19 protein-coding genes, 2 tRNA genes, 1 other RNA gene and 1 pseudogene are annotated in these 16,400 nt (G+C 69.5%); 10 read left to right on the forward strand and 13 right to left on the reverse strand.

The window, feature by feature from the left end:
• Positions 1-3: 3 nt before the first annotated feature.
• Both Q0C81_RS03445 and ssrA read right to left on the reverse strand, forming a co-directional pair.
• A complete protein-coding gene (locus Q0C81_RS03445; RefSeq protein ID WP_291833572.1) occupies positions 4-498 on the reverse strand; it encodes an SspB family protein in 495 nt (164 codons plus the stop codon).
• A gap of 265 nt (positions 499-763) precedes the next feature.
• Positions 764-1,125, reverse strand: a transfer-messenger RNA (tmRNA) gene (gene ssrA / locus Q0C81_RS03450).
• Between the two features lie 79 nt (positions 1,126-1,204).
• On the opposite strand from ssrA, the gene Q0C81_RS03455 reads away from it, so the two are divergent.
• A complete protein-coding gene (locus Q0C81_RS03455) occupies positions 1,205-2,047 on the forward strand; it encodes a hypothetical protein (RefSeq protein ID WP_291833574.1) in 843 nt (280 codons plus the stop codon).
• Here Q0C81_RS03455 and miaA read toward each other — a convergent pair.
• The gene (miaA, locus tag Q0C81_RS03460; RefSeq protein WP_291833577.1) at positions 2,013-2,882 is read right to left on the reverse strand and encodes a tRNA (adenosine(37)-N6)-dimethylallyltransferase MiaA; all 870 of its coding nucleotides are present in this window, start codon (positions 2,880-2,882) and stop codon (positions 2,013-2,015) included. The genes Q0C81_RS03455 and miaA overlap by 35 nt on opposite strands.
• Positions 2,883-2,956: 74 nt before the next feature.
• Here miaA and Q0C81_RS03465 point away from each other — a divergent pair, with 74 nt between their 5' ends.
• Both Q0C81_RS03465 and Q0C81_RS03470 read left to right on the forward strand, forming a co-directional pair.
• A complete protein-coding gene (locus Q0C81_RS03465; RefSeq protein ID WP_291833580.1) occupies positions 2,957-4,027 on the forward strand; it encodes an Mrp/NBP35 family ATP-binding protein in 1,071 nt (356 codons plus the stop codon).
• A gap of 63 nt (positions 4,028-4,090) precedes the next feature.
• A pseudogene (locus Q0C81_RS03470) lies at positions 4,091-5,189 on the forward strand (NADH:flavin oxidoreductase).
• A 6-nt stretch (positions 5,190-5,195) separates the two neighbouring features.
• On the opposite strand, the gene Q0C81_RS03475 reads toward Q0C81_RS03470, so the two are convergent.
• From Q0C81_RS03475 to Q0C81_RS03485, 3 genes are read right to left on the reverse strand one after another with little or no spacing between them, the layout of a single operon-like run.
• Positions 5,196-5,516 carry a YbjQ family protein gene (locus Q0C81_RS03475; RefSeq protein ID WP_291833581.1) on the reverse strand — a complete coding sequence of 107 codons (321 nt, stop codon included), beginning with the start codon at positions 5,514-5,516 and terminating at the stop codon, positions 5,196-5,198.
• Positions 5,517-5,518: 2 nt separating this feature from the next.
• Positions 5,519-6,046, reverse strand: a complete 528-nt coding sequence (locus Q0C81_RS03480) for a dihydrofolate reductase (RefSeq protein ID WP_291833583.1) — start codon at positions 6,044-6,046, stop codon at positions 5,519-5,521.
• Between the two features lie 57 nt (positions 6,047-6,103).
• On the reverse strand, positions 6,104-6,775 hold the full coding sequence (locus tag Q0C81_RS03485) for an aquaporin (RefSeq protein WP_291833585.1): 672 nt from the start codon (positions 6,773-6,775) through the stop codon (positions 6,104-6,106).
• A 202-nt stretch (positions 6,776-6,977) separates the two neighbouring features.
• On the opposite strand from Q0C81_RS03485, the gene Q0C81_RS03490 reads away from it, so the two are divergent.
• Positions 6,978-7,550: a hypothetical protein gene (locus Q0C81_RS03490; RefSeq protein WP_291833587.1), complete on the forward strand. Its 573-nt coding sequence runs from the start codon at positions 6,978-6,980 to the stop codon at positions 7,548-7,550.
• 4 nt (positions 7,551-7,554) lie between these two features.
• Here the strand turns inward: Q0C81_RS03490 and Q0C81_RS03495 are convergent, their stop codons facing one another.
• Both Q0C81_RS03495 and Q0C81_RS03500 read right to left on the reverse strand, forming a co-directional pair.
• Positions 7,555-7,881 carry a phosphoribosyl-ATP pyrophosphohydrolase gene (locus Q0C81_RS03495; protein WP_291833589.1) on the reverse strand — a complete coding sequence of 109 codons (327 nt, stop codon included), beginning with the start codon at positions 7,879-7,881 and terminating at the stop codon, positions 7,555-7,557.
• On the reverse strand, positions 7,881-8,738 hold the full coding sequence (locus tag Q0C81_RS03500; protein WP_291833591.1) for a thymidylate synthase: 858 nt from the start codon (positions 8,736-8,738) through the stop codon (positions 7,881-7,883). Before Q0C81_RS03500 ends, Q0C81_RS03495 begins: the two co-directional genes overlap by 1 nt.
• A gap of 87 nt (positions 8,739-8,825) precedes the next feature.
• Here Q0C81_RS03500 and Q0C81_RS03505 point away from each other — a divergent pair, with 87 nt between their 5' ends.
• The gene (locus tag Q0C81_RS03505; protein WP_291833594.1) at positions 8,826-9,158 is read left to right on the forward strand and encodes a hypothetical protein; all 333 of its coding nucleotides are present in this window, start codon (positions 8,826-8,828) and stop codon (positions 9,156-9,158) included.
• Between the two features lie 5 nt (positions 9,159-9,163).
• Here the strand turns inward: Q0C81_RS03505 and Q0C81_RS03510 are convergent, their stop codons facing one another.
• On the reverse strand, positions 9,164-9,706 hold the full coding sequence (locus tag Q0C81_RS03510) for a DUF924 family protein (RefSeq protein WP_291833597.1): 543 nt from the start codon (positions 9,704-9,706) through the stop codon (positions 9,164-9,166).
• Between Q0C81_RS03510 and ilvC the strand changes: the two genes are divergently transcribed.
• Positions 9,705-10,721 (forward strand): ketol-acid reductoisomerase, encoded by a 1,017-nt coding sequence (gene ilvC / locus Q0C81_RS03515; RefSeq protein WP_291833599.1) that lies wholly within the window; start codon positions 9,705-9,707, stop codon positions 10,719-10,721. The genes Q0C81_RS03510 and ilvC overlap by 2 nt on opposite strands.
• A gap of 82 nt (positions 10,722-10,803) precedes the next feature.
• Here ilvC and Q0C81_RS03520 read toward each other — a convergent pair.
• Positions 10,804-10,880: transfer RNA gene (locus Q0C81_RS03520), tRNA-Pro, on the reverse strand.
• A gap of 187 nt (positions 10,881-11,067) precedes the next feature.
• Between Q0C81_RS03520 and Q0C81_RS03525 the strand changes: the two genes are divergently transcribed.
• A tRNA-Gln gene (locus tag Q0C81_RS03525) sits at positions 11,068-11,141 on the forward strand.
• A gap of 226 nt (positions 11,142-11,367) precedes the next feature.
• Positions 11,368-11,556 (forward strand): hypothetical protein, encoded by a 189-nt coding sequence (locus Q0C81_RS03530; RefSeq protein WP_291833602.1) that lies wholly within the window; start codon positions 11,368-11,370, stop codon positions 11,554-11,556.
• Here Q0C81_RS03530 and Q0C81_RS03535 read toward each other — a convergent pair.
• Positions 11,553-12,110, reverse strand: coding sequence for a sensor histidine kinase (locus Q0C81_RS03535; RefSeq protein WP_291833605.1), 558 nt, complete (start codon positions 12,108-12,110; stop codon positions 11,553-11,555). The genes Q0C81_RS03530 and Q0C81_RS03535 overlap by 4 nt on opposite strands.
• 203 nt (positions 12,111-12,313) lie before the next feature.
• On the opposite strand from Q0C81_RS03535, the gene Q0C81_RS03540 reads away from it, so the two are divergent.
• Positions 12,314-12,742 (forward strand): response regulator, encoded by a 429-nt coding sequence (locus Q0C81_RS03540; protein WP_291833608.1) that lies wholly within the window; start codon positions 12,314-12,316, stop codon positions 12,740-12,742.
• 10 nt (positions 12,743-12,752) lie between these two features.
• On the opposite strand, the gene Q0C81_RS03545 is transcribed toward Q0C81_RS03540, so the two are convergent.
• Together Q0C81_RS03545 and Q0C81_RS03550 are read right to left on the reverse strand one after the other, a co-directional pair.
• Positions 12,753-13,292, reverse strand: coding sequence for a GNAT family N-acetyltransferase (locus Q0C81_RS03545; protein WP_291833612.1), 540 nt, complete (start codon positions 13,290-13,292; stop codon positions 12,753-12,755).
• 17 nt (positions 13,293-13,309) lie between these two features.
• Positions 13,310-15,496, reverse strand: coding sequence for a S9 family peptidase (locus Q0C81_RS03550; protein WP_291833615.1), 2,187 nt, complete (start codon positions 15,494-15,496; stop codon positions 13,310-13,312).
• A gap of 88 nt (positions 15,497-15,584) precedes the next feature.
• On the opposite strand from Q0C81_RS03550, the gene Q0C81_RS03555 reads away from it, so the two are divergent.
• Positions 15,585-16,400 (forward strand): serine protease (locus Q0C81_RS03555; RefSeq protein WP_291833618.1); only part of this gene is annotated, 816 nt, incomplete at its 3' end.

Raw genomic sequence — 16,400 nt, forward strand, 5'->3', positions numbered from 1 at the left:
GGGTCACTTCTTGCGGAATTGATCCAGCGAAACGACCTTGGGCGCGTCGTCGCCGCCCAGGGGCGGCACCGGCGTGTCGTCGACCTGCGCGGCGGCCACCTCGGCGGCGATCTCCTCGATCGTCGCGGGGGGCTCGAACTGCAGCAGGAACTGGACCGACGGGTCGTAGAAGCGGGTGACCGCCACATAGGGCATGGCCAGCACCTTGGGCATGCCGCCGAACTTCAGCATGACCGAGAATTTCGTCGGCTCGACCTTCAGGTCCCAGTACTGGTGCTGCAGCACGACCGTCATCTCGTCCGGATATTTGGCGAGGATGTCGGGCGGCACGCTGACGCCGGGCGCCCGGGTCTTGAAGGTGATGTAGAAGTGGTGGGCGCCGGGAATGCCGTCCGGTTCCGCCGCGCGCTCGAGCGCAGAGCGGATCACGCCGCGCAGGGCGTCCTGCGCGAGTTGCTCGTAGTGCATGTCGTCGACGGGGGGCGTCTCTTCGGCCATCGGGCGCCTCAGCTGTTCGGCACCGGGTTTAACCGCGCCGGAGCACGGACGAAAGCCGGAATCTGGGTTAAGCGACGGCCCTGTTCACAAGGTGACGATTGCGGGCGGTTTTGATGAGGAAAGCGCCGGGCTTCTGTTGCCAGGCGCCCGCCCATTCTTGCTTGGGAAGAGGAGGGCGCCTCGGGATGTGGAAAGTGGAGGGCTTCTGTTGCCAGGCGCCCGCCCATTCTTGCTTGGGAAGAGGAGGGCGCCTCGGGATGTGGAAAGTGGAGGGCTTCTGTTGCCAGGCGCCCTCCGGGCCCCGCCCCAGGATCTGAACCCTGAGGACTTAGTTCGGAATTACCGGAACCGCATTACGCGGCGACGGCGTATTCCCCAGCGAAGTTATCGTTCGCAGTTAGAAAATGACCCGATACGGTGGGTCAGGACGAGCGAAAGCAATCCTCTTTACACGTCCGTCGATGCTAGTCGGCCCCGCACTAACCCGCTGATAACCGGGAGAGAATGGTGGAGCCGCCGGGAATCGCACCCGGGTCCGGTCCGCTTATTACAGGCACGTTTATCGCCATAGTCCGGCCGAAACCGAACAGGGGGAATATAGGCGCAAGACGGCCCACTTCCAAGCGCCGTCGGACCGGTCTTAAGTGGCGGCCCCGACTCCATCCACGAACGATCCGTTCCTCACATGCCCGCGATCCCTTCGCCGATGCGTCTGCTCGTTCTCTATGGCCTGCTGTCGCTCGCAGCGGTGGCGCTGGGAGGATGGGTCTGCGCCCTGTCCGGGGTGCCGGCGGGTTCATGGCTGCGGAACGTGGCGGTCTGGCCCATCGGCCTGCTGCTGGCCGGAGCGTTGGCCGCCCTGGCGCGGGAAAGGGCGGCCACCATCCTGCTCGTCGTCGGCGTCGTGATCCTCGGATCCAGTCTGGCCGGAATTCCCCAGGACGGAGTGCGCCGCTGGCTGGATGCCGGGCCGCTGCACATCAACGTCGCCTTCGTCGTTCTGCCGCTGGTGGTGGTCGCCCTGTCGTGGATGCTCCGACACTGGTGGAGCTGGGCTCTGGCCTTCGCCGGGCAGGCCGTGCTGGTCGCCCAGCCCGACGCTTCGCAGGCCACGGCCTTCGGAGCAGGGCTCGCCGTCCTCGCCGTCGTCGCGCCCGCGCCTCGGCCGTGGCGGATCGGCCTGGTCCTGCTGGCGTCCGGCCTGGCCCTGGTGAGCTGGTTCCGGCCTGATCCCCTGGAAGCTGTCGCCGAGGTCGAGGAGATCATCGCCCTGGCCAGTGCGGTTTCGCCCGTCCTCGCCGTCCTGGCCGTCACGCTCATCGCCGGGGCTTCCGCGGCGCCCGCCCTGGCCGCGCGGGGAATACCCGCCGGCGACGCGGGCCTGGCGCTTTCGGCCTATATGCTGGTCGCCGCCGCCACGACCGTCCTGGGCGCCTTCCCCGTGCCGCTGCTGGGCGTGGGGATGAGCCCGATCCTCGGCTTCTGGCTGGGCGTCGGCCTGTTGGCGGCGCGTCTCAGATCCGCGCCCATCCCGGCGTCTGGTTCCTGAACCAGGTCAGTTGCCGCTTGGCGTAGTTGCGCGTCGCCTGACGGGTGGCGTCGATGGCCTGGTCCAGGGTGGTCTCGCCCGCCAGGTGGGCGGCGAACTCGCGTACGCCGACGGCCTTCGTCGCGGGCAGGTTCGGCGACAGGTCGCGCGCGACCAACGCCCGCACCTCCTCCAGCGCCCCCTGTTCGACCATCTGCCCGACCCGCAGATCGCAGTGGGCGTAGAGGGCGGCGCGGTCCGGCTCGACCACCATTCCCGTCCAGGATCCGGGCGCCAGCAGGGGCGTGGTGTCGGCGGTCCAGTCGCTGAGCGCCCGGCCGGTGTGCTCGGCCACCGCCATGGCGCGGGTCAGGCGCTGGCGGTCGCCGCTCTCGATGCGGGCCTCGGCCTGCGGGTCGCGTTCGGCCAGCCGGCGGCGGAAGGCGGTCTCCCCCTCGGCGTCGAAGGCGGCTCCGGCGGCGTCGCGCGCCTCCAGCGGGATGTTGGGAATATCCGCCAACCCCTTGGTCAGGGCCGTGAAATACAGACCCGTGCCGCCGACCAGCAGGGCCGGGCGGCCGGCCTGGGCCAGCTCCGCCAGCACCGGCAGGACCGCGCGGCTCCAGCGCCCGACGGACCAGGCCTCGGCGGCGTCGGCCACGCCGTACAGCCGGTGCTCGGCCTGCGCCTCGTCGGCCTCGGACGGACGGGCGCTCAGCACCCGCAGGTCGGCGTAGAGCTGCTGGCTGTCGGCGTTGACGATCACGGCCCCGGTCCGTGCGGCCGTCTCCAGCGCCAGCCGGGACTTGCCCGAGGCGGTGGGGCCGGCGATGAGCGTGATGGAGGGGTGGGACAATTCGAGGCTCGCGGGGCGGGTCGTCCGGCGATAGAACGCAGGCCCCGCAGCCGCAACCCGCTGGACCTTTCGCCTTGCCCGATAAAGCCGCCGTCATCGCCGCCCTCGACGCCATCCTCGACCCGAAGTCCGGGCAGGGGCTGATGGCCGCCGGCCTGGTGCAGGGCCTGACCGTCGCGGACGACCGCGCAGGCTTCGTCATTGAGGTCCCGGCGGGCGACACCCGGCTGTACGCTCCGGTTCGCGACGCCGCCGAGGCCGCCTTGAAGGCGCTGCCCGGCATGGCCCGCGTCTCGGTCGTCCTGACCGCCGAGGCCGTCGCCGCGACGCGGCCCGTGCGAACCGCCTCCCTCTCGCCCCAGGCCGTCGACCAGACCCGCGCCAAGGCTCCGGCGCCTACGGATCGACCCGCCCACGTCCGCCGCGTCCTGGCCGTCGCCTCGGGCAAGGGCGGGGTCGGAAAGTCCACGGTTTCGGTCAATCTGGCCGCCGCCCTGGCCGCACGCGGCCTCTCCGTCGGCCTGCTGGACGCCGACGTCCACGGGCCGTCGATCCCGACCATGCTCGGCCTCTCGGGCAAGCCGGAATACGTCGACGGCATGATGCAGCCGCACCTGACCCGGGGGCTCAAGGCCATGTCGGTCGGTCTGCTGACCCGGGCCGAGGACGCCATGGTCTGGCGCGGCCCCATGGCCTCGCAGGCCCTGACCCAGATGCTGACCCAGACCCGCTGGGGCACGGAGGACGCGCCGCTCGACATCCTCGTCGTCGACCTGCCGCCCGGCACCGGCGACATCCAGCTGACCCTGATCCAGAAGACGCCGCTGGACGGCGCCGTCATCGTCACCACCCCGCAGGAGGTGGCGCTGGCCGACGCCCGCCGCGCCCACGCCCTGTTCCAGAAGGTCAACGTCCCGACTCTGGGCCTGATCGAGAACATGAGCGGCGATGTCTTCGGGCGGGGCGGAGGCGAGGCCGAGGCCGGTCGCCTCGGCGTGTCCTTCCTCGGCGACGTGCCGCTGGACGCCGCTGTGCGCACGGGCGGCGACGCCGGGGCGCCGGTCGTGCTGGCCGATCCGAACGGCGCCGTGGCCTTGCGGTTCGCGGGCTTCGCGGAAGCGGTCAGCGAAAAACTCGGCCTCTGAGGGTTTCCAAAAGAAACTTTATTCGCCACCTTGCCGGTTCCAGTCTTCCTTGAGAGCCGATCCATGTCCGTCGACGCCCTGTTCCGTCCCTTCACCATCAAGGGACTGACGCTGCCCAACCGCATCGTCATGGCGCCGATGGACCCGGTCCTTCTCGCCCAACGGCATCCCGTCGGAGGGCGTGCCCGGCTACTATCGCCGCCGCGCCGAGGGCGGGGTGGGCCTGATCGTCACCGAGGGCACGGTGGTGGAGCGTCCCGCGGCCCGCAACGACGCCGCCGTCCCGGTCTTCCATGGCGAGGCCCTGCCGGAATGGCAGAAGGTCGTTCAGGAGGTCCACGCCGCGGGCGGTCTGATCGCGCCCCAGATCTGGCACGTCGGCGCCGCGCGGGGCCAGGGCGCCGAGTGGGAGCCGCTGGGCAAGGTCGACAGCCCCTCGGGCCTGGTCGGCCTGGGCAAGCCCAAATACGAGGCCATGACCGACGAGGACATCGCCGACACCATCGCCGCCTTCGGCCGCTCGGCCCGCGCCGCACGGGAGCTCGGCTTCGATGCGGTCGAGATCCACGGCGCCCACAGCTATCTGATCGACCAGTTCTTCTGGAATGTCCTGAACGTTCGCACTGACCAGTGGGGCGGCTCGACCATCGGCGAGCGCTCGCGCTTCGGCCCCGAGGTGGTGCGCGCCGTCCGGGAAGGCGTTGGCCCCGACCTGCCCCTGATCCTGCGCCTGTCGCAGTGGAAGGGCGGCGCCTATGACGCCAAGAACGCCCACGATCCGGCGGAGCTGGAGCAGTGGCTGTCGCCGCTGGCCGAGGCGGGCGTGGACGTCTTCCACTGTTCGCAGCGTCGCTTCTGGGAGCCGGAGTTCGAGGGGTCGGACCTGAATTTCGCCGGCTGGACCAAGAAGGTCACCGGCCTGCCGACCATCACCGTCGGCTCGGTCGGGCTGGATGGGGAGTTCATCGCGGCCTTCGGCGGCGCGGGCTCAAAGCCGGCCTCGCTGGACGGGCTGATCGAACGGCTGGAGCGCGAGGAGTTCGACCTCGTCGCCGTTGGCCGCGCCCTGCTGGCCGATCCCCGCTGGGTCGAGAAGATCCGCGAGGGCCGTCATGACGAGCTGATGGATTTCGAACGTCAGGCGATGCTGACGCTCAGCTAGGCCGCTTCACTCCGGCTCGATCACCACGGCGGTGCCGTAGGCCAGCACTTCGGTGATGCCGGGCATGATCTCGTTGGCGTCGTAGCGCATGGCCAGGATGCCGTTGGCGCCCATCTGCTCGGCGTGCTGGATCAGTTCGGACAGGGCCTCGGCCCGCGAGGTCTCGGCCAGTTTCACATAGGCGCCGACGCGGCCGCCCAGCATCGACTGCAGGCCGCCGACCATGTCGCTGACGGCGTTGCGCGAGCGCACGGTGATGCCGCGCACGGCGCCGATGGTCTTCACGATCCGATAGCCCGGGGCGTCGTTGGTGGTCACGATCAGCATGGTCAGCGCCTTTCAAGGGTGCGGAAGACGAACGCGTGGTCGTCCTTCTCGCCCGCAGGATGCGCTTCGGATGTGACTTCCGTCCACTGGCTCTCGTCGAAGGCCGGAAACAGGACGTCGCCCTCGGGCGCCGCGTCGACCTCGGTGATGTAGAGCCGTTTGGCGCGGGGCAGGGCGGCTTCGAACAGGCCCGCGCCGCCGATCACGCACAGCTCGTCGACGCCATCGTCCTGGGCCGTCTCTCGGGCGATCTCGATGGCCTCGTCCAGCGTCCGGCAGACCAGCGCGCCCTTGGCCTGGCCGTCGTCGCCCCAGCCCTCGTCGCGGGTCAGGATCACGTTCAGCCGGCCGGGCAGGGGCCGCAGCGGCAGGCTCTCCCAGGTCTTGCGGCCCATGATGCAGGGCTTGCCGATGGTGATGGCCTTGAACCGCTGCAGGTCGCTGCGCAGCCGCCACGGCAGGTCGCCGTCGCGCCCGATCACGCCGTTCGAACCCCGGGCGACGACAAGGGCGATGATGGGCAGGGGCAAGCGGACCTCGAACGAAACAGGCGGCGGCCCGTGCGGCCGCCGCCTGTTCTTACGCCATCAGGCGGCCGGTTCCAGCACCTTGAAGCGGAACAGCAGGGCGCCGATCACCGCGCCGACGGCCGGGGCGACGAAGAAGGCCCAGACCTGCGCCAGGGCCTCGCCGCCCTGCAGCAGAGCGGGGCCGAAGCTGCGCGCCGGATTGACCGAGACGCCCGTCACCTGGATGCCGACGATGTGGATCACCGCCAGGGTCAGGCCGATGGCCAGGCCGGCGAAGGCGCCGTGGCCCTTGTCGCCGGTGACGCCCAGGATCACCACCACGAAGATGGCCGTGGCCACGACCTCGAAGACCAGCGCCGCGTGCAGGCCGTAGCCGCCCGGCGACCCGGCGTCGAAGCCGTTGGCCCCCAGGCTGGTGAAGCCGGTCTTGGCGATCAGCCCGATGATCGCCGCGCCGGCGACCGCGCCCAGGAATTGCGCGACCCAGTACAGGCCCATGTCCTTCAGCGACATCCGCCCGGCCACGAAGGCGGCCAGGCTGACCGCGGGGTTCACATGGCAGCCCGACACCGGTCCGATACCATAGGCCATGGCCACGATCGCGAACCCGAAGGCCAGGGCGATGCCCAGCTGGCCGACATGGTCGAACCCGCCCAGAACCGCCGCCCCGCACCCGAACAGCACCAGAACCATCGTGCCGACGAACTCGGCCGAAAACGTCTTCACCACGGCAACCTCCCCGTTGCTACGGCCCCGCCTCGCGCGGGGTCGATCGCGACGGTGCGCCGAGTCTCAAGGTGACGCTAGGTTGCAGGAACGCCGGTCTTCGACCGGGCCGGCGCGACGGCCCGACGTCGATGTCCGCCGCTGGGAACGGTCAAGGTTCTCATCCGCTTCAAGGGGCCCACGTCCCCCTCAGTGCGAGATCCGCATGCGCAAATACCTTCCCGCCATCGTCACCGGCGCCGTCGTCACGGTGGTGGTCGGTTTTCTCCTGGGCCTGATCGGCTTCCATGGTTTCGCCGCCTGGTATGTCCCGCTCATCGCGGGCCTGTTCACCGGCTACATCATGGCCAATCTGCAGGGGACGAAGGCGGGGCCCGCCGCTTCGGAAGAGCAGAAGGCGGCGGTGCTGGCGTTTCGCCCCTCGCCGGGCAAGGCCCTGATCATCGTCCATCGGCAGGGCTTCGTCGGCAAGGCGGCGGGCATGGAGGTGGCGCTGGACGACCGCGTGCTGGGTCAGCTCAAGTCGCCCCAGTTCACGGCGGTGGAGGTCGATCCCGGCGCCCACACGCTCAGCGTCGGCTTCGTCGGCCTGGCCGCCGCCCAGAACAAGCGCGAAATCGTCCAGGTCACGGTGGTCGAGGGTCAGGTGGTCGCCTACCGCGCCACCATCTCGATGGGCATGGGCAAGAACACCATCAAGGTCGAGCGCGACGATGACGTCGGGACCCTGGCCGACGACCTGCGGCGGATGAAGATGGTCGCGCCGGCGACGGCCTGATCGATCAGGGTTGCGCCGGCGCCGTCTCCAGCCAGTGCAGCCACTTCCGCTGCATAGCCGCCTCGATGTCGATGTCCGCGGCCCGGCAGTAGATGAGCAGCATGCCCAGCACGTCGGCGGCCTCGTCGCCCAGCTTGTCGTGATCCGCCGCGCCGCGCGCCCGGCCCGTGACGCGCAGATGCTCGGCGACCAGTTCGCCCAGTTCCTCCTGCACCTTCAGCAGGGCCCAGTCGCCGGACGCCGCCTTGTCGCGGTCGATGCCGTGCTCACGGGCGTAGATGTCGGAGATGCGCAGGACGGAGTCCTGCAGACCCTTGAGATCGAGGGACATTAGACCGCAACCGGCGCCTTGATGTGCGGCCAGGGCTGATAGCCCTCCAGCACGAAGTCCTCCAGCCGGTAGGCGAACAGGTCGTCCCTCGGCCTGATGGTCATCGTCGGCAGGGGCAGGGGCTGACGGCTCAGCTGCAGCTCGGCCTGTTCGATGTGGTTCAGGTACAGGTGGGCGTCGCCGAAGGTGTGCACGAACTCGCCGGGCTCCAGCCCCGTCACCTGCGCCATCATGATCGTCAGCAGGGCGTAGCTGGCGATGTTGAACGGCACGCCGAGGAAGACGTCGGCGCTGCGCTGGTACAGCTGGCAGCTCAGCTTGCCGTCGGCCACGAAGAACTGGAACAGGCAGTGGCAGGGCGGCAGGGCCATGTCGTCCACGTCGGCCGGGTTCCAGGCCGAAACGATGTGGCGGCGGCCGTTCGGATTGGTCTTCAGGCCGTGGACCAGCTTCTCGATCTGGTCGATCACGCGGCCGTCCGGGGCGGACCACGAGCGCCACTGCTTGCCATAGACGGGGCCGAGCTCGCCCTCGGCGTTGGCCCATTCGTCCCAGATGCTGACGCCGTTTTCCTTCAGCCAGCCGATATTGGTCTCGCCGCGCAGGAACCACAGCAGCTCGACGATGATCGAGCGCAGGTGCAGCTTCTTGGTCGTCAGGACCGGGAAGCCCTTGGACAGGTCGAACCGCATCTGGCGGCCGAACACGCCCAGCGTCCCGGTGCCCGTCCGGTCGTCGCGCTGCGCCCCGTTCTGCAGGATGTCGCGCAGCAGGTTCAGGTACTGCCACTCGGGATGATCCGCCGGGATCGCTCCCGTGCGGGCCTGAATGTCAGCGGCGAGGAACTGGGCGGTCATCCACACAGGTTGCCTGATTCGAGCGGGAACCGCGCCTCCATGATTCGCCTTTGCACAGGACAGTCCCCAGGGACGCCGGGAATCGCCATGTCTGATGTCGCCGTGCTGCTGATCGCCCTCGTCGCCTTGGCCGTCGGCTTCGGCCTGGGCCGCTTCACCGCGGGCCGGCGGGGCGATCCCAGCGACGTCAGCCGCCTGCGCCGCCAAGCCGGGGCACGGGCGTCGCTGGCCTCGACCCTATCAGCGGCGCCCCCGCCGGCTTCCGAACCGCTCACCGTGCCGCCCGAGGTGCATCACCACCTGCAGAACGGCGCGCTGATCAACGCCATCAAGGCGCTGAAGGACGCCAACCCGGGGATGGGGTTGAAGCAGGCCAAGGATACGGTCGAGGCCTACGCCCGGCGCAACGGTCTGACCTGACGCGGTCAGCCCCCGAAGCCGCCGCCGTCCAGGAACGCCTGCTCCTCCGCCGTCGTCGTCCGCCCAAGGCAGGCGTTGCGGTGCGGGAAGCGGCCGAAGCGGACGATGATGTCCCGGTGGACGTGGGCGTACTTCAGCGTCTCGGGCATGTCGCCGCACAGGGGCAGAAGCGCGTCCTGATCCTCCAGAACCTCGGAATGCATCAGCGGCATCACCAGGAACTGGCGCAGGTCGGGGGCGAAGGTCGACAAATAGCCGCGCGCGATCGCCGCCTTGGCGAACGCCAGCGCCAGGGGATCGGTGGCGAACTGGTGCGCCGAGCCGCGGAAGCTGTTGCGGGGGTATTGGTCCAGCAGGATCATCAGGGCCAGAGCGCCTTCCGGCGTCTCTATCCAGTCGTCATGCCGGCGGGCCGCCGCGTCCCAGTGCCCGGCCTTGAGCCTATGGCGGAACAGGGCGTCGAACGCCTCGTCCTTCTTGTACCACTTGTCGGGTCCGGCCTCTTTCCAGAAGCCGACGACGTCGGAAGGCGTTAGATCGTTGCTCATGACCCAGCACATAGCCACGCCTCTGCCCGCGTTCCATGACCGGGACTGCGATCTGTCCATAATTCAGCGCAGGCGCGTGGCCGTGATCGGTTACGGCAGCCAGGGCCGGACCCATGCGCTGAACCTGCGCGACTCGGGCGTCGCCGACATCGTCATCGGCCTGAAGGCGTCGTCGGCGACCCGGGCGAAGGCCCAGGCCGACGGCTTCCCCGTCCTGACGGCGGGCGAGGCGGCGGCGGACGCGGACGTGGTCGCCGTCATGGTCTCGGACGAGGCGCACCGTGACCTGTGGCGCGACGAACTGGAGCCCAACATCCAGCCCGGCGCGGCGCTGATCTTCGCCCATGGCCTGTCGGTGCGGTTCGGGCTGGTGGCGCCGCGCGCCGACCTGGACGTCATCCTGGCCTCGCCCAAGGGGATCGGGCCGCGCATCCGCGACCTGTACGAAGCCGGGGAGGGGGTCTTCTGCCTGTTCGGGGTGCATCAGGACGCCTCGGGCGGGGCGCACGCCCTGGGGCTGTCCTACGCCGCGGCGCTGGGCTGCGGCCGCAAGGGCATTCTGGAGACCACCTTCGCGGCGGAGTGCGAGAGCGACCTGTTCGGCGAGCAGGTGGTCCTGTGCGGCGGCGTGGCCGAACTGGTCGACGGCGCCTTCATGAAGCTGGTGAACGCCGGCTATCCGCCCGAGGTGGCGTGGTTCGAATGCTTCTACGAGCTGAAGCTGGTCACCGACCTGATGTTCGAAAAGGGCGTCGCCGGCGCCTTCGGGCGAATCTCCAACACGGCCGAGTACGGCGCCTATCTGACCGGGCCGCGCATCATCGGGGACGCCTCGAAGGCGGCCATGGACGAGGTGCTGTCCGAGGTCCGGTCCGGCGCCTTCGTACGCAAGCTGATGACCGACTACGACGCCGGCTCGCCGGAGCTGCTGGCCCGCCGCAAGGCCCTGGGCGAGCGCACCATCGAGCGCGTCGGGGCGCATCTGGCGGACGTGGCGTCCAGGGCGGGGGGCTGAAACGAAAAGAGCGCCCCAGGCCAAGACCTTTGGGGGCGCTCATTCGCTCGCTTCCAGGGGCTTCGGGAACCCCTTGAAAGAATGGTCGGAGTGAGAGGATTCGAACCTCCGACCCCTGCGTCCCGAACGCAGTGCTCTACCAGGCTGAGCCACACTCCGACTTGAGGAGGGGGCTTATAGCGACGGGTTTTCCCCCCCGCAAGCGCCGAAACGGCCTTCCCGAAAATAGTCTGGACAGCCCCGAAAGCCTCACAACGCCATTGCTCGAAAAGACCTATTGCGTCCGGCGCGACCTTGGCGTATCCGACCGCCTCCTCGCTTCCGGGCGGGGCTGCGCCGGACCTGCTGGGGAATGGTGTAATGGTAACACTACGGTTTTTGGTACCGTCATTCTAGGTTCGAGTCCTAGTTCCCCAGCCATCCGCCTCGTCCTCTGACAGGCCCTCCCACGAACCGCTCGCGACAGCGCGGCGCGTTCCTCTGACCGGCTCGCCGCGTGTGCGGCTCTCCAGTTGCGGAAACGGGGCGGTCGACGCCCGAGGTGCGGGCGTGTGCGGCGATGTTCAGGTGTCGGGAGTGCGAGGTCATCCTTCAGGAGGGACGCAATTGGCATGCGTCCTATGCGGCCCGGAACTATCGCCACTGCATGGACTGCGCCCGGGCCTACTCGCGGCGGCGCTACGGCCGGATCAAGCCGACGGTGAAGCGCCGGGTGCCGACCGCGCCGGACATGGCCGCCGCCCGCATGGGCCGGACGCGCCGGGAGTGGACGACCGCCAACCGCGCGGTCCTCGCCCGCGAGCGCCGGGACAGGACCGCGGACCGCGAGGCCTAGTGCGTCGGCGCCGTCTCGAGCGGCAGGCGGATGCGCACGCCCACGCCGGCGCCCGGCGCCGTTTCGACGGCGATGGAGCCGCCCAGGTGCTCGACCAGACCGTGGACCAGGGCCAGGCCCTCGCCGGGCTCGATGACATCCGCGCCGACGCCCGAATCGCGGACCACCAGGCTGACCCCGCCGACCGCGCGCGAGAAGGCGACGGCGATGGAGCCGCGCCGATCGTCGGGGAAGGCGTGACGGCAGGCGTTGGAGATCAGCTCGTGAGTGATGATGGCCATCGGCAGCAGATGGCTGTCCGGCAGCAGGGTGGCTTGGCCGCGCACGTTCAGCCGCACGGGGCGGCCTTCGCAGGCCCGGCTCCAGAAGGCGGCGACGTCGTCGAGATAGCCGGCGAAGTCGAGCGGCCCTTCGGCGGTCATGCGGCGGCTGATCAGCTGCATGGCGGCGGTGACGTCGCTGAGCCAGGTCAGGTGGCGGATGCTCTCCGGATCCCTGACGCTGCGCAGGCGAATCCCCACCAACGTCTGCAGGAGCTGGTAGCCGCCGAGCAAGCGTCGCTCGAGCTCGACAATTCGGTCTTCCGCTACCGCGGCCATCGTTCCCCCAACGATTGAAAAGGCCGGAAATTCTTACTCCACGCCGAACCAAATAGCCAATCGCGCGTTCGACCGTCCGCTAGCGGACACAGTAGTGGTAAAGAGGTCTGGTTAGCGTTGGGGGTGTGGAGTTGTCCGACCTGCCTGACCTTCGGGTCATGATTGTCGAAGACCAGGCGTTGCTGGCGATGGAGCTCGAACTCGTGCTGGGCGAGTCCGACTGCGATGTCGTGGGCTGCGCCATGGACAAGGCGGGCGCGTTCGCGATCGCCGAGCGCGAGCGGCCGGACCTGGCGCTGATCGACGTGAACCTGCTGGACGGCATCACCGGCCCGCAGATCGCCCAGCGAATCGTCGGCGAGTACGGCACGGCCGTGGTGTTCCTGACCGCCAACCCCGAACAGATCCCGGAAGGCTTCGCCGGCGCCCTGGGCGCGGTGTCCAAGCCGTTCGACGAGCACACCATCCGCGCCGTGGTGAACTTCGCCCGCCAGTTCATCCTGCACCGGACGGTCGGCGAGCCCCCGCGCCGGTTCCGCCTGGCGCCGTGGCTGACCACCCCGCCGGACGACATCGCCCCGCACTGAGGGCGCGCTGTCAGAGCCGCAGGCCCTCGCCCTCTGGCGGGCGGCCGTCGGGCGTCAGGTCCAGCTGCATCAGGACCACGTCGATCCAGCGGTCGAACTTCCAGCCGGTCTCGCGCCACACTCCGGCCTCGCGGAAGCCGGCGGCCTTGTGCAGGGCGATGGAGGCCGTGTTGGCGCTGTCGCCGATGGCGCCGACGAGGTGGCGAAGACCCATGACGCGCGCCCGGTCGATCAGGGCCTGCATCAGGGCCCGGCCGATCCCCCGTCCCCGCGCTTCGGGGGCGAGGTAGACCGACAGCTCGACGCAGTAGCGGTAAGCGGGGCGCAGCCGGAACGGGGACAGGTAGGCGTAGCCGATGACCGCGCCGTCCAGCTCGGCCGTCAGCCAGGGCAGGTCCAGCGCCCGGACCCCGGCCAGGCGCGACGCCATCTCGGCCTCGTCCGGCGGGACCAGTTCGAAGGTCGCCGTACCGTGCAGGACCTCGTCCGCATAGATGGCGGTGATCGCCGGCAGGTCGGCGGCGACGGTGTCGCGCAGGATGGGGATCATCGGTTCGCTCGCGGGGCTCAGGCCTGTTCCCAGCCCTTCTGGATCGACCAGATGGCGAAGGCGTAGACCACGGCGATGTCCTTCAGATAGTCGAACCGGCCCGACGAGCTGAAGTGGCCGGCGGTCATGTTGATCTTGAGCAGGACCGGCTTGCCCGAGGTCGTGGCGGGCCGCAGCTTGGCGACCCACTTCTCGGGCTCCCAGTAGGTGACGCGCGGGTCCGACAGGCCGCCGGTGGCCAGCACGGCCGGATAGGCCTTGGCCTCGACCTGGTCGTAGGGGCTGTAGCTGAGCATGTAGTCGTAGGCGGCGGGATCGGTGATCGGATCGCCCCACTCGGGCCATTCGCCGGGCGTCAGCGGCAGGCTGACATCCGACATGGTGTTGATGACGTCGACGAAGGGCACGTCGCCGATGACCCCGGCCCAGAGGTCGGGACGCATGTTGTTGATCGCCCCCATCAGCAGGCCGCCGGCCGAGCCGCCGTGGGTGACGATGTTTCCGGCGCGGGCGTAGTTCTTGTCGATCAGGTGTTCGGCGGCGGCGATGAAGTCGGTGAAGGTGTTCTTCTTGGTCATGCGGCGCGCGGCCAGGAACCAGCCCCAGCCCTTGTCCGACCCACCCCGGATGTGGGCGATGGCGTAGATGAAGCCGCGATCCACCAGCGACAGCCGGTTGGTGTTGAAACCGGCGCCCATCGGGATGCCGTAGGAGCCGTAGCCGTAGAGCAGGACCGGCGCCGAGCCGTCCACCGGCGTCGACTTGCGGCGCAGGATGGTGACCGGGACCAGTTCGCCGTCGGAGGCGGGGGCGTTCAGCCGCTCGACGACATAGTCGGCGATGTTGTGGCCCGACGGGACCTCCTGCGTCTTGCGCAGGGTCCGCTCGCGCGTCTCCATGTTGTAGTCGAAGGTCTGCGCGGGGGTGGACGGCGAGGTGTAGACGTACCGCGTCATCGGCGAGTCGTATTCGTAGGTCCCGCCCAGCCCCAGGACATAGGCGGGCTCGTCCACGGCGATGGCGTGCTCCTCGCCCGCGCGGGTGCGGATGACGATGCGGGTGTTGGCCTCGTGGCGCTCGACCCGGGCCAGGTGGCCCGAGAAGGCGGCGACCGATTCGATCAGGCGACCGGCGGTGAACGGCACCAGATCGGTCCAGTTGGCGCGGCCCGGGGCGTCGGTGGGGGCGGTGACGATCTTGAAGTCCACGGCGCCGTCGGCGTCGGTGCGGATGACCCAGCGGTCGCCCCAGTGGTCGGCGTCATAGCGCAGGGCCTCGCGGCGCGGCTCGATCAGGACCGGGGCCGCCTCCGGCCGGTCGGCGGGGACGTAGCGCCATTCCGACTGTTCGCCGTTGGCCGAGGTGATGAGGATGTATTTGAAGTCCGCGCTGACCTGCAGACCCATGTACATGCCGTCGTCCGGCTCTTCATAGACGGTGGTGATGTCGCCGCCGGTCACCCGGCGCTTGAGGATCTTGTCCGAGCGGCCGTTGTCGTCGCGGTTGATCCAGAAGATCCAGTCGCCGTCCGCCGAGAAGGCGAGGCCGCCCATGGCGCTTTCGATCGGCGCGCCGACGGACTGGCCCGAGGCCACGTCCTTGATGAAGATGCGGTAGACCTCGGAGCCCTGCGCGTCCTCGGCATAGGCGAACAGGCGGTGGTCGCGGCTGTGTTCGGTCTCGCCGACCGAGGAATAGGCCTTGCCCTCGGCGAGGGCGTTGGCGTCCAGCAGGACGATCTCGCCGGTCGTCTGTCCCTTCGGGCGGCGGCAGTAGAGCGGGTGCTGCTGGCCAGCCTCAAAGCGGGTGTAGTACTCCCACGGGCCGTCGGGCAGGGGGACGGAGCTGTCGTCCTCCTTGATGCGGCCCTTCATCTCCTCGAACAGCTCCTGCTGGAGCGGCTCGGTCGAGCGCATCATGGCCTCGCGATAGGCGTTCTCGGCGGTCAGGTGGTCCTTGACGTCGGCCTTGATGAGCGATGGGTCGCGCAGGACCTGCTGCCAGTTGTCGTCCTTCATCCACTGATAGTCGTCGGTCCGGGTGCGGCCCAGCTGTTCGATGGTGACGGGGATCTTCTTGGCGACGGGCGGGACAGGCGCGTTGGGCATCGAGGCTCCGGTAGGGGACTTGGCGTGGGCCATGGCGGGGAGGGCGGTCGCGGCGAGCGCGGCGGAGGCGGTGGTCAGCAGGTCGCGGCGATTCATCTCAAGTCTCCCCCGGATGGACGGCGGACCTTGTGCGTCCCGGCCCCGCGCCGTCAAATGAACAAACGCCCGTGGCCCCGGTATGCCGATGTTCGATCTTCAGGTCCCGCCCGAACCCGTCCAGGATCCGCCTGTCGCCGAGGTGGTGCAGGCCGCGCCCGTCTGGGACCTGACCGTCGGCCTGATCAAGGCGACGGTGCAGCTGGACCAGCCGATCAACGCCACGGAGCGCAAGGTGGGCACGGCCTTCCTGATCAACGCCCCCACCCCGGACGGGACGCCGCGCACGGTGCTGGTCACCGCCGCCCATGTGCTGGACGGCATGCCGTCGGCGCAGGCGCGGATCGGCTGGCGGGTCGAGACCCCGGACGGCGGCTGGCGGTTCGCGCCGCAGCCCCTGCGCATCCGCGAGGACGACGGCGATCCGCTGTGGACCAAGCACCCCGAGCGCGACATCGCGGTCATGGCCATCACCGCCCCGCCCGAGTTCGCCGAGGCGGCCATCCCGCTGGGCTGGCTGGCCAACGCCTATGCGCTGGACGCCTGGCAGGTGGGGCCGGGCGACGAGCTGATGACCCTGGGCTATCCGCATGGGTATTCGGCCAATACGGCGGGCTTCCCGATCCTGCGGACCGGGCGGGTGGCGTCCTGGCCGCTGACCCCGATCCGGGCCTTCCCGACCTTCCTGCTGGATTTCAACGTCTTTCCCGGCAACTCGGGCGGGCCGGTGTTCTGGACCCCGTCGGCGCGCAAGCTGCCCGGCACGGCCCAGCCCGAGCACCCCTTCATCGCCGGGGTGCTGGTGCAGGAGATGCGGGTCGGCGGCGAGACGGTGGGCATCGGGATCGTGGCCCATGCGGACTATGTGCGCGAGGCGATCGCGGTGATGGATGGGGCGGTTCCG

The sequence above is a fragment of the Brevundimonas sp. genome, from assembly GCF_023259385.1.
In the GTDB taxonomy this organism is placed as follows: domain Bacteria; phylum Pseudomonadota; class Alphaproteobacteria; order Caulobacterales; family Caulobacteraceae; genus Brevundimonas.